The 11689-nt window shown below is 65.6% G+C and carries 11 protein-coding genes; 4 read left to right on the forward strand and 7 right to left on the reverse strand.

What is annotated here, in order from left to right; translation table 11 throughout:
* Nucleotides 1-10: 10 nt before the first annotated feature.
* From API01S_RS14870 to API01S_RS14895, 6 genes are read right to left on the reverse strand one after another with little or no spacing between them, the layout of a single operon-like run.
* Nucleotides 11-712 (reverse strand): GntR family transcriptional regulator, encoded by a 702-nt coding sequence (locus API01S_RS14870; RefSeq protein ID WP_231689419.1) that lies wholly within the window; start codon nucleotides 710-712, stop codon nucleotides 11-13.
* Between the two features lie 5 nt (nucleotides 713-717).
* The gene (locus API01S_RS14875) at nucleotides 718-1719 is read right to left on the reverse strand and encodes a 5-oxoprolinase subunit C family protein (protein WP_050729460.1); all 1002 of its coding nucleotides are present in this window, start codon (nucleotides 1717-1719) and stop codon (nucleotides 718-720) included.
* Complete coding sequence (pxpB, locus tag API01S_RS14880) at nucleotides 1716-2483, reverse strand: 5-oxoprolinase subunit PxpB (protein WP_050729459.1); 768 nt, start codon at nucleotides 2481-2483, stop codon at nucleotides 1716-1718. Before pxpB ends, API01S_RS14875 begins: the two co-directional genes overlap by 4 nt.
* Nucleotides 2480-3523, reverse strand: a complete 1044-nt coding sequence (locus API01S_RS14885; RefSeq protein WP_050729458.1) for an ABC transporter ATP-binding protein — start codon at nucleotides 3521-3523, stop codon at nucleotides 2480-2482. The genes pxpB and API01S_RS14885 overlap by 4 nt, the downstream gene beginning before the upstream one ends.
* 1 nt (nucleotide 3524) lies before the next feature.
* A complete protein-coding gene (locus tag API01S_RS14890; protein ID WP_082306063.1) occupies nucleotides 3525-5231 on the reverse strand; it encodes an ABC transporter permease subunit in 1707 nt (568 codons plus the stop codon).
* A 53-nt stretch (nucleotides 5232-5284) separates the two neighbouring features.
* Nucleotides 5285-6346, reverse strand: a complete 1062-nt coding sequence (locus API01S_RS14895) for an ABC transporter substrate-binding protein (protein ID WP_050729456.1) — start codon at nucleotides 6344-6346, stop codon at nucleotides 5285-5287.
* Nucleotides 6347-6491: 145 nt separating this feature from the next.
* Between API01S_RS14895 and API01S_RS14900 the strand changes: the two genes are divergently transcribed.
* Nucleotides 6492-7268 (forward strand): LamB/YcsF family protein, encoded by a 777-nt coding sequence (locus API01S_RS14900; protein WP_061305016.1) that lies wholly within the window; start codon nucleotides 6492-6494, stop codon nucleotides 7266-7268.
* On the opposite strand, the gene API01S_RS14905 is transcribed toward API01S_RS14900, so the two are convergent.
* Complete coding sequence (locus tag API01S_RS14905) at nucleotides 7262-8200, reverse strand: LysR family transcriptional regulator (RefSeq protein ID WP_050729685.1); 939 nt, start codon at nucleotides 8198-8200, stop codon at nucleotides 7262-7264. The genes API01S_RS14900 and API01S_RS14905 overlap by 7 nt on opposite strands.
* 294 nt (nucleotides 8201-8494) lie before the next feature.
* Between API01S_RS14905 and API01S_RS14910 the strand changes: the two genes are divergently transcribed.
* From API01S_RS14910 to API01S_RS14920, 3 genes are all read left to right on the forward strand, one after another.
* Nucleotides 8495-9484 carry an N-carbamoyl-D-amino-acid hydrolase gene (locus API01S_RS14910; protein WP_050729454.1) on the forward strand — a complete coding sequence of 330 codons (990 nt, stop codon included), beginning with the start codon at nucleotides 8495-8497 and terminating at the stop codon, nucleotides 9482-9484.
* 40 nt (nucleotides 9485-9524) lie between these two features.
* Entirely contained in the window at nucleotides 9525-10553 is a 1029-nt protein-coding gene (locus tag API01S_RS14915; RefSeq protein ID WP_082306060.1) for a threonine ammonia-lyase, read from the forward strand.
* Between the two features lie 149 nt (nucleotides 10554-10702).
* A complete protein-coding gene (locus tag API01S_RS14920; protein ID WP_050729453.1) occupies nucleotides 10703-11689 on the forward strand; it encodes a Bug family tripartite tricarboxylate transporter substrate binding protein in 987 nt (328 codons plus the stop codon).

The raw sequence follows: 11689 nt of genomic DNA on the forward strand, positions 1-11689 counted from the left end.
CGGCTGGAAATCAGAGTTGGGTGTGGCGGGCCACCAGGCCCACGCGCACATTGCCAAGATGGCGTTGCATGGCGGCGCGGGCGGCGTCCGGGTTGCGGTCCAGGATAGCTTGCAGGATATCCATATGCTCGTCGCAACAGGGAATGAGCCGCTCGGGCGCGCCGTTCTGATCGAAGCAGCGCGCCTTGATGCGCAGGTCGTGGATGGTCTGCGCCATCAGCCGGTTGCCGCTGGCTTGCGCAATGCTGTCATGCAGCAGGTTGTCCACGCGATGGTTCTCTTCATGGGTGGAATGCTGGCGGCGCTTGATCTCGCTGACCTGTTCAAGAATCGCCGCCGCCTGTTCGGGCGTCATGCGCGTGGCGGCGGCCGCTGCCGCATCGCCTTCCAGCAGCAGGCGCATCTGGAAGATCTCAAGGTACTGACGCAATGTCGGCTCGGCCACGATCAGTTGACCGCGCGCGGTGCGCACCGCGAATCCGCCGCCGATCAAGCGGCTCATGGCTTCGCGCAGCGGTGTGCGCGAGACGCCCAGCGCGCTGGCCAGATTGCGCTCCTGCAAGGGCTGGTTGATGGGCAGTTGGCCCAGCTGGATCATGTCCAGCAACGTCGAATAGGCTTCATCGACCAGATCGCGCGCTTCTTCAGAGGCGCCTGTCGTTACAGGCGCGGCCGCGCGCGTGGGGCTTTCCATGGCAAGGGTGGTTGGCATAGGGATCATGGAAACAGGAGGGGGAAGATGGGGAAGTTCGGATCCGCGCGCAGCTCGCGTTCACGCGCGTCCAGCCATTGCGTATCCGCGCGCAGACGTTCTACGGCGCCGGCCGCGTCCATCGCTTCGAAGCGCAGTGGCTGACCCGGCCGCATTTGCGCCAGGCGCGGCAGGTCGGCGCTGATCACGGTTGCGATCTTGGGATAGCCGCCGGTGGTTTGGCGGTCATTCATGGCGATCAGGGGTTGGCCCGCGCCGGGAATCTGGATACTGCCTGCCGCGATGGGGTCGGTGATGATATCGGCGCCCTGCGCGTGCGCGATGGTGGGGCCGTCCAGGCGCAGCCCCATGCGGTCGGACTGCGGCGCCAGCCGATAGGTGGCGCTCAGGAAGCGGCGGATCTCGCTGATGGAAAAGTGATCTTGCTGAGGGCCCAGGATGACGCCGATGGGCGCATCGCGATAGAACCACGCGGTGTGGCGCAAGGGCACCCAGCGCCGTTGGGTACGCGCGCGGGCGCGGCCGATGGCCAGGACGTCATCGCGCTTTAGCGCCCGGCCTTCGATGCCGCCCATGACCGCGCGCGTGAGCGTGGACGCGCTGCCTAGAACCGGGTCCACGGCGATGCCGCCGCACACCGCCAGGTAGCCGCGCATGCCGCGTTCCAGCGGCCCGATGGTCAAGGTGGCGCCGGCCGGCAGGCGGTGCGACTGCCAGGGCGCCACCTTGCTCGCAGGCATGCCGCTCGCTGCCGATACGTGCAGCGTGGCGCTGCCCGAAAACGCCACCGTGCAGTCGGCGTCCAACACGCGCAGCCGGCCGCCCGTCACCGTGAATTCCAGCGCGGCAAGATCGCCAGGGTTGCCCGCCAGCGCATTCGCCAGACGCAGCGCACCCGGATCCATCGCGCCCGAGGGCGGTACGCCCATGTGCTCATAGCCGGGTCGGCCTCTGTCCTGCACCGTGGTCAACATGCCGGGCGCAAGCACAAGCAGCCGCGCGCTCATGAGTGGCTCCCTGTGCGTGGCTGCGGCCGGTAGCCGGGATCGGCATGCAAGGCATCGATGCGCGCGAATTCGTCTTCGCTGATCGGTGTGAACACGATCTCGTCTCCCGCTTCAAACAGAAAGGGCTGGGCATGGCGCAGATCGAAGCTGCGCCACGGGGTGCGCCCGATCAAGTGCCAGCCGCTGGGGCCGGGCACCGAGGCGATGGCGGTTTGCTGGCCGCCGATGTTCACGCTGCCGGCAGGCGTATGCGCGCGTGGCATGGCGCGGCGCGGTGTGTGCAAAACGGGGTCCAGTCCGCCCAGGTAGGCAAAGCCCGGCATGAATCCCACCATGAATACGCGATACACCGGTGCGCGGTGGCGCTCGATGACTTGGGCGGGGTCCAGCTGATGGTGCTGCGCCAGCGCGTGCAGGTCCTCGCCATGCGCGCCGCCATAGCAGACCGGCACATCCCAGCGGCGCGGCGTGGCGTTGCTGGCCACGGCCAACGTGTCCAGGCAATCCGCAATCACTTCACGCACCTGCGCGTGGCTGATCGTCAGCGGATCGAAGTGGATGCTTAACGAACGATAGGCCGGCACCACGCCCAGCAAGCCTTGCGTTTTGCGCTGCTGTGCCCGCAGCGCCTGCGCCAGGGCCAGCACGCGCGCATTGGTATCGGCGTCGATGCGGTTGGCGAATTCGACCAGCAGCGTGCAGTCGCCCGCCATCAGGATGCGTGGGGCCTCGTTGCTGCAAGGGGAAGGCGTGGCGCTCGTCATGCTGCGGTGGCGAATTCCATGGCGTCGGCGGCGTGAAAGCCCCAGGTCACGGCCTGGCCGGGCGTACGCTCGGCGGCGCTGATGCCCAGCGGCGCATACGCCAGGATGACTTTGTCGTAGGCTTCGATGAACACTTTCCAGTGCAGGCCGCAGAAGGTGGCGGCCACGACCTTGCCGGTATGGCGCAGGTCTGCGCCGCGTAACTGGCTGCCCAGCCGCAGGTGTTCGGGCCGCACGCCCAGCGCGGCGTCGGGGCTGGCGTTTGCGGCGGGAATGAAATTGCATTCGCCCAGAAAGCCCGCTACGAACGCGCTAGCGGGCTGGCGGTACAAGCCTTCCGGCGACCCCGCTTCCACGATGCGGCCCTGCTCCAGAATCACGATGCGGTCAGACAGGTTCATGGCCTCTTCCTGATCGTGAGTCACGAATACGACCGTCAGCCCCAGGTCTTGATGCAGGCGGCGCAGTTGCAGCTGGATCGCCTGGCGCAGGTTCTTGTCCAGCGCGCCCAGCGGCTCGTCCATCAACAAAATGTCCGGCGTGAACACCAGCGCGCGCGCCAAGGCCACGCGTTGCTGCTGGCCGCCCGACAGTGCGCCCGGCTTGCGGTCTTGCAGTGGCACAAGGCTGACCAGATCCAGCGCTTCCAGCACCCGCCTGCGGATGTCGTCTTCGTTCAGGCGTCGCATGCGCAGGGCGAAGGCCACGTTCTCGAACACGCTCATGTGCGGGAACAGCGCGTAGTTCTGAAAGACCATGCCGATGTTGCGATCCGAGATCGGCGTGTGCGTCACGTCGCGCCCGCCGATCTTCACAACGCCCGCGTCGGGCGATTCGAAGCCGGCAATGATCTTCAACAGCGTGGTCTTGCCCGAACCGGACGCGCCCAACAGCGTGCAGAATTCTCCGCGCGCGACCGTCAGGTCCACTTCGGGCAACGCGACGGAATCGCCGTAGCGCTTGTGGATGCCGGTCATGATCAATTCTTTGCCCTGACGCTCGGGCGGACGTTGCGGACGGATGTCGTAGGCAGTTTGCATATCAATCTTCCTTCTTCCTGCGCAGCAGCAGGTTGGCAAGCAGAATCAGCGCCGTTGCCCCAACCAGCAGGCAAGAGGCCGAGATAACGGTGGGATCGAAGTCGTTGGCCAAGCCTTCGAACATCAGTTTGGGCAGGGTGCGATTGCGGATCGTGGTCAGGAACAGCGCCATCACGACGTCGTCGAACGAACTGACAAATGCGAACACCGCGCCGCCGACCAGGCTGGGAATCAGCGCGGGCAGCATCACCAGCCGGAACATTCTTGGCCACGATGCGCCCATGCCCAGCGCGGCCAGCTCCAGGTTCGGGTCCAGGCTGCGCAGCGCGGCGCGCATGGTGATGTAGACATAGGGCGCGGCCAGCACCGTGTGGCCCAGCACCACCGCCATCGAGTTCGCCACCCAGCCGATGGGGGCGAACAGGTAATACAGCGCCACCGCCGTGACGATGGCCGGGACCGACATCGGAATGATGAAGAAGGCGTCCAGCCAACCTTGGCGGCGCGCGGCCAGCCGGCTGACCCCCAGCGCGGCGGCAGTGCCCAGCACCGTGGCAAGCAGCGTCACCACGATGGCGATCCTGGAGCTGGAGGCCAGCGCCGCCAGCCACTTGCCGTCGGTGAAGAAGTTCTCGTACCAGCGCAGGCCATAGCTGGGCGGTGGGAATATCGGGAAGTCCGTGGTGCCAAAGCTCATCGGGATGACGACGACGATGGGCAACAGCAGGAAGATGGCGCACGCCACGCCCAGCAACGCCGTCACGCGCCCGCCCGGTGTGCGGCGGTAGCCCGATTGGTTGCTGCCCTTGCCAGAGCTTGCGCTGATCAGGTTGTTCAGGCCAAAGAGACGGTTGAACAGCCACAGCGATAGCAGCACTGTCACCAGCAGCACGCCGGCCAGCGCTGACGCCAGCCCCCAGTTCAATTCTTCGGTGATGTTGTGCGAGATGAGTTCGGCGGCCATGCGCTGGGCAGGGCCGCCCATCAGCGACGGCGTGATGTAGTAGCCGACCGCATTCATGAAGACAATGATGCCGCCAGCGACCGCGCCGGGGCTCGTCAGCGGCAGGATGACCTTGCTGAAGATGCCCGCGGATCCCGCGCCCAGGCTTTGTGCGGCCTGCACCAGGCTGCCGTCCAATGACCGGAACGATGCATACAGCGGCAGCACGACAAATGGCATGAGCACATGCGTCATACCGACCATCACGCCGGTGAAGTTGTAGAGAAACGCCATGGGCTGGTCCAGAATGCCCACGGTGGTCAGCAGCGTGTTCAGCGGCCCGTTCTTGCCCAGCAGCGCAATCCACGCCGACGTGCGCACCAGTGCGCTGGACCAGAAGGGCAGCAGCACGGCGAAGAACAGGACGCGCGCCACGGTCGGCGATACGGTCGCCATCAAGTAAGCCAGTGGATAACTCAACACCACGCAGGCCACGGTGACGGCGGCGGCGATCGTGAAGGTGTTGCCCAGCACGATGCGGTAGATCGGTGTGTCCAGCAGATGACGGTAATGCGCCAGCGTCAGGCCGCCGTCCTCGCCCTTGAACCCGTTACTGAGCAGACCCGCAATGGGGCCGGCGAAGAAAAGCAACAGGAACAACAGCAGCGGCAAGGCGGCCAGGGCCGCCACGCGGCCGCGCCGGCGAGCAGCGGCCGGACGGAGTCGTGCGGCGGGCAGGGGTAGGGCGTCGGTGCTCGTAGTCATGGCAGGGGGGGCGCCGGCGCGTACGCCGGCGTCTGGGTAAGAAAAGTGGCGGATCAGCGGGCGCGGACCTGGTTGTAGCGCTCGGTGATGGCGGGGCCGTTCGTGTCCCAGAAGTCCGAGTTCAAAAAGATGCTGTTCTTCAGGCGCTCGGTGGTCGACGGCAGGAGTTCCAGCCGCTTGGCGTCAATCAGGGGCAGGGCCGCTTCGGTGGTCGGGCCATAGGCGATGTACTTGCTGAACTCGGCCTGGTTTTTCGGCTGGATCATGAAGTTCAAGAGCTTGATGGCCGCATCACGGTTGGGCGAACCCTTCACGATGGCGAAGTAGCCCACTTGCGCGATGCTGTCGCCCCAGCCCATCGCAATCGGCAGGCCCGAGTCGATACCGGCCTGGAAGCGGCCGTTCCAACCCAGCGCCATCACGACTTCGCCGCTGCCTAAGGCGTTGACGGGTTCGGCCCCGCTCTTCCACCAGCGCGCCACATGCGGCTTGATCTCTTCGATCTTCTTGAAGGCGCGGTCCATGCCTTCCTTGGTAGCCAGCACTTTGTAGACGTCGGCGGGCGCCACGCCATCGGCGATCAGCGCGGCCTCGATCACCGTGGCGGGATCGTCCTGCATGGTGCGCTTGCCGGGAAATTTCTTAACGTCCCAGAAGTCCGCGAAGGTGCTGGGCTGAGGCTTGCCCGCAGGAAAGGCCTGCGTGGAAAAGCCGATGTTGGTCGAGAAGATTTCCGAGGGCACGCCGTAGTCGTTGCGCGCGTTGGCAATGACGTGATCCTGCTTGACCATGTCGGGCGTGATCTTTTCAAACACACCCAGCTTGATGCCGCGCGTGAGGCGGGCGCTGTTCTCGGTCACGACGTCCCACGTCACCGACTTGGTGTCGATCATGGCGCGGATCTTCGCCACTTGCGGGTCGGTGTCTTCATGGATGGCGATGCCGGTTTCCTTGGAGAAGGGCTTGAGCCACGCGTCACGGATGGCGCCTTGGTAGTTGCCGCCCCAGCTTGCGAAATTGAGTTCGGCGGCGTGCGCTGCCCCTGATGCCACGCCCGATGCCAGCGCCACGGTGGCGGCGACGGCGCACGTGACGTTCTTCCATTTGAGATTCATTGCTTGGACTCCGTTCGAGAAGAAAAACGCGATGGGCAGACCTGCCCCGATCCTGGGCATATCGCCTCAGCAAGTCCTTGGCATGCAAATTGCATGCCAACGGTATGCCAAACATCGACATTCGCTATTTTTCGGAGTCCTTCACATGTACGACGTAGATCTCAATTCCGACCTGGGAGAGAGCTTTGGTCCCTACAAAATCGGCACGGACGAGGCCATGCTGGACCTCATCACCTCGGCCAACGTGGCCTGCGGATTTCACGGCGGGGACGCCTCCGTCATGCACCAAACCGCGGCATCCGCCCTGAAACGGGGCATAGACGTGGGCGCGCATCCGGGCTTTAACGACCTGTGGGGATTTGGCCGGCGCAAGATCACGGGCGATAGCCCGCAAGCGATTGGCGACATGATTGCGTACCAGATCGCCGCGATGCAGGGCATGGCGCGCGCGGCGGGACATCGCGTGTCGCATGTGAAGCTGCATGGCGCTTTGGCAACCCAGGCCTTCGAAGACCGCGCGTTGTCCGAAGCGCTGACGTGGGCCATGCGTGCGCTGGATCCGGAGCTGGTGCTGGTGTGCACGCCGCACAATGAAACCGAGCGCGCGGCGCGCCGGGCGGGCATCCGCGTGGCGTGTGAAGTGTTTGCAGATCGTCTGTATGGCGACAACGGTCTGACGCTGCCGCGCAGCGAGCCGGGCGCCGTCATCCATGATCCGGCGGTTGCGGCCGCGCAGGCGTTGCGCATGGTGCGCGAACAGGCGATACGGACGGTGGGCGGCAAGGTGGTGGCTATGCCCGTGCACACGATCTGCGTGCATGGGGACAACCCGCAAGGCGTTGCAATCGCGCAGGCCGTGCGTGACGCGTTGTTGGCCGAAGGCGTGCGCCTGCGGCCGATCTCGCAGCTGGACTTTCAGTAAGGCGCGCTTTTTTGAGCTTGCTTGATCAGCGCCTTCAGCACGCTGGCAAAGCGGCGCGCGCTGCTGGACAGCGGGCTGCTGGCCGCATGCAGCAGGTGGATCGCGTGGCCCAGCGCCGGGTCGGTGGGCAGCAGCACGAAGTCTTTGCCAAAGCTTGGGTGATAGCCGAACGACTCGATCAACGCCACGCCCACGCCTTGGCGCACCAGCGCCAGCGCTTCGGGTGTCGAGCGGATTTCAATCTGCGGCTGTACCGGCGTCGGGCCGGAATTCAGGAAGCGGCTGGCCAGCCGCCCGAACGGCGTGTCTGCGCCATAGCCGATCAGCAGATGGCCTTGCAGGTCTTCAGCGCGCAAGCGGCTGCGCACCGCCAGCGGATGGCCGCGCGGGACGGCGCAGCCCAGCCAACCCTGACCGATTTCTTCACTGACGATATTGGCGTTGACAGGGGGCGGCATCGACGCAAGGCCGAAGTCGGCCTGTCCCAGCAGCAAGTGCGGCAGCAGCGCATCGAAGGCCAGCGGCCGATAGCGGATGGGCGTGTCGGGGTGGCGTTCGCGAAATTTCTGGATGGCGTGCGGAACCAGCCATTCGCTGAAGCTGGGGCTGGACACCAGGCTGACCGTGCTAGCCGACCCTGCGCCCAGCGCTCCCGCCAAGGCGTTGAAGCGGTTGACGCGGCCGAATATTTCTTCGGCCTCGGCGTACAGCCGCCGCGCTTCCGGCGTGGGATGCAGGCGACCTTTGACGCGCTCAAACAGCGGATAGCGCAAGCGATTTTCAGCGGAGGCCAGCACGCGGCTTACCGCGGGCTGCGTGACGGACAGCATGCGGCCGGCTTCGCTCAACGAGCCAGTCAACATCACCGCGTGAAACACCTCGATCTGGCGGAGCGTCAGGGCTCCAGGCGCCGAGGGAAGGGGGCCGGCCATGGGAAGGATCGTCCGCAAAGAATTGGGCAGCTGCCATTTTATGGCCAGGGCGACGCTGCGGCGCGCCCGCCACGTGGGCGCCATGACGTTTTGCGCGTAGCCCATAACTTAATGCACAGTCCCCGGAGTCTCGTCCGACACCCGCGCCGCAGTCGGAACCCTTTGTTTTCAAGGCATTCCAGCCGGTTTCTTCCTTCGCTACTCGCGCTTTTCCGCGCCGCAAGATGGCTTTGCGGCGCGCGCGCCGCGCGGCATGCTGCCAGCAACCACTCTTTCTCCACCCAGGATTGCAACATGTCCCGCATCGTCACTGTCGCCGCCGCCCAGTTGGGTCCCATTCAACGTTCGGAGGGGCGCGAAGAGGTCATCGGCCGCATGCTCCGCCTGTTGGAGCGCGCGCACCGCCGTGGCGCGCAGGTGGTGGTGTTTCCCGAGCTGGCGCTGACGACGTTCTTTCCGCGCTGGTATTGCGAAGACCTGGACGAGGCCGACGCCTGGTTCGAGCCCAGCCTGCCGTCGCCCGCCACGCAGCCGCTGTTCGACGCCATCAAGCGCTTTGGCGTGATGGTGTATCTGGGCTACGCCGAGCTGGCGTGGGAACCGGACGAGCAGGGCATCGTGCGCAAGCGCCGTTTCAATACGTCGGTCGTCATCGCGCCCAACGGCGAGATCGTGTTGAAGTACCGCAAGGTCCATCTGCCGGGCCATGCCGAATACGCCGAACACCGCCAGGTGCAGCATCTGGAAAAGCGCTATTTCGAAGTCGGCAATCTGGGCTTTCCGGTGGTGCGCGCACCGGTCGCGCCGGGCGTGGACGCCAACCTGGGCATGCTGATCTGCAATGACCGGCGCTGGCCGGAGGCGTGGCGCGTGCTGGGTTTGCAGCAGGTGGAACTGGTCATGCTGGGCTACAACACGCCCAGCCGCAACCAGGACAATCGCGGCTTCGAAGCGCACCACCTGCGCGTGCTGCATTCGCATCTGTCGATTCAGGCGGGCTGCTACCAGAACGCCACCTTTGCCGTCGCCGTCGCCAAGGCCGGCACCGAAGATGGCCACGAGCTGCTGGGCCATTCCATCATCGTCAATCCGCAAGGCGAAATCATCGCCATGGCCGCGACTTGGGACGACGAACTGATCGTGGCCGACTGCAACCTCGATCTGTGCGAGCTGGGTCGCAACACCGTCTTCAACTTCGCCAAACACCGCCGCCCCGAAGCGTATGCCCGCCTGGTCGAACAGACCGGCAGCGTGGCCCCCGCCGTGTGGACGCCGTCCGTCTGACGCGCCCCTATCGACTCTTTCCGTGGATTGAACATTTCTCATGACCGTGACGCTTCTGCCCCCGACCATCGAACATGAAATGCTGGGCACGATGCGTGTGCCCGGCTACGCCGACGTCACCGCCGCCGCTGACCGCCTGGCCCCGTATGTGCGCCGCACGATGCTGCTGCGCTCGCCCGTGCTGGATGAGCGCGCGCAGGCGCCCATCTGGCTGAAGCTGGAAAACCTGCAAGTGACCGGCTCGTTCAAGGCGCGTGGCGCGTTCAACGCGCTGCTCAACATGGATGAGGCGCAGCGCGCACGCGGCGTGGTGGCGTATTCGACGGGCAACCACGGGCAGGCCGTGGCCTGGGCCAGCCGTTGCCTGGGCGTGCCGGCAACCATCGTGATGCCGGTGGACGCACCGGAGAACAAGGTGGAGAAGGCGCTGCGCCATGGCGCGAAGGTGGTGCGCTACGACCGCCTGCGTGAAAGCCGCGAGGAAATCGGCATGCGGCTGCTGGCCGAGACCGGCGCGACCTTGTTGCCGCCGGGCGATCACCCGGACGTGCTGGCGGCGCAAGGCACGCTGGCGCTGGAGGCCTTGCAAGACCTGCCCGCTGCCGCGCGCAACAACCTGGGCCTCTTTGCCACGCCTTGCGGCGGTGGCGGCATGGCGGCGGGTTGCTCGCTGGTGCTGCGGGAACTGGCGCCCCAGGCGCGCATGGTGGCGGTGGAGCCGCGTGAGTACGACGACACGGTGAGATCGCTGGCCTCCGGCCGGCGCGAAAGCAATCCCGCTGGCGCGAAGACCATTTGCGATGCCTTGCAAGCGGCCACGCCGGCTGAACTGCCCTATGCCATCAACAGCCGCAGCCTGAGCGCGGCAGTGTCCGTGACCGATACCGAGGTGGCCGCCGCGATTCGCTTCGCCCTGGATGAGTTGCGCCTGGTCGTGGAACCGGGCGGCGCGGTCGCGTTGGCCGCGTTGCTGGCCGGCCATATCTCAGCTGACGGCCGCGACGCCGTCATCGTGCTGTCGGGCGGAAATATCGATTTGCCCCTGTTGCGCCAGATTGCCCTGGACTAGGCGCAGAAGCGCCTGGTTCCAGATCGGCGAGGCCGCAATGCCTTTGCCATGCAGTGACGAAGTACCCGCAGCACCCGCAATACCCGCAGTACCCGCGCCGGACGCAGAGCTGGCGCGGAAACACCCATAACAGTCCAAGGAAGAAAACCATGTCCACGTACCAAAGCAGCGCCAAGCGCTGGCTCGCCGCCGCGAGCGCGATGTTGAGCCTGACGGCGGCGTCCGCCGCCCAGGCCGCTTATCCTGAGCACCCCGTCACCATCATCGTGCCGTTCAACACCGGCACCACGCCTGACATCGTGTCGCGCCTGCTCGCCGCAGAAATGGCCAAGCAGACGGGCGGCAACTACGTGGTGCAGAATCGCACCGGCGCATCCGGCATCATCGGCACGCAGGCGGTCGCCAACGCCACGCCCGACGGCTACACGATCGGCTTTGCCAACGTGGCCACGCTGGCCATCAACCAGGGCCTGTACTCCAAGCTGCAATACGACGCCGACAAGCAATTGGCGCCCGTGGCGCTGACCGGCTCCGTGCAGAACATTCTGGCCGTGCGTCCGGGATTGAACGTCAAGAGCGTGGCGGAGCTGGTCGCGCTGGCCAAGAAGGAACCGGGCAAGCTCGTGGTCGCGTCAGGCGGCAACGGCACGACGGGGCACCTTAGCGCCGCCATGTTCAGTTCGATGGCGGGCGTGGAGTTCATGCACGTGCCGTACAAGGGCGGCGTCGAGGCGGATCTGGCCGTGCTGCGTGGCGAGGCGGATCTGGTGTTCGACAACATCTCGTCCATCGCATCGTTCGTGGACCAGGGCAAGGTCGTGCCGCTGGCCGTGACTGATCTGCAACGTGATTCGTCCATGCCTGCGCTGGCCACCCTGGACGAGCAGGGCTTAAAGGGCTATCGCGCGGTGGCGTGGACGGGTTATGTGGCGCCTGCCGGCACCGATCCGAAGGTGCTGGATTATCTGAACGCCGCCATGAACAAGGCGCTGCAATCGCCCGAGGTGCAGCAAAAGCTGAAGAGTCTGGCCTACGTGCCGAACATCGGCCCGCGCCAGCAACTGTTTGACCGCGCGCAAGCCGAACGTCCGGTGTGGGCGCAGGTGATCAAGCAAGCCAACGTGAAGATCGACTGA

Origin of the sequence: Achromobacter piechaudii NBRC 102461 (genome assembly GCF_001571245.1) — a bacterium.
Classification (GTDB): domain Bacteria; phylum Pseudomonadota; class Gammaproteobacteria; order Burkholderiales; family Burkholderiaceae_B; genus Achromobacter; species Achromobacter piechaudii.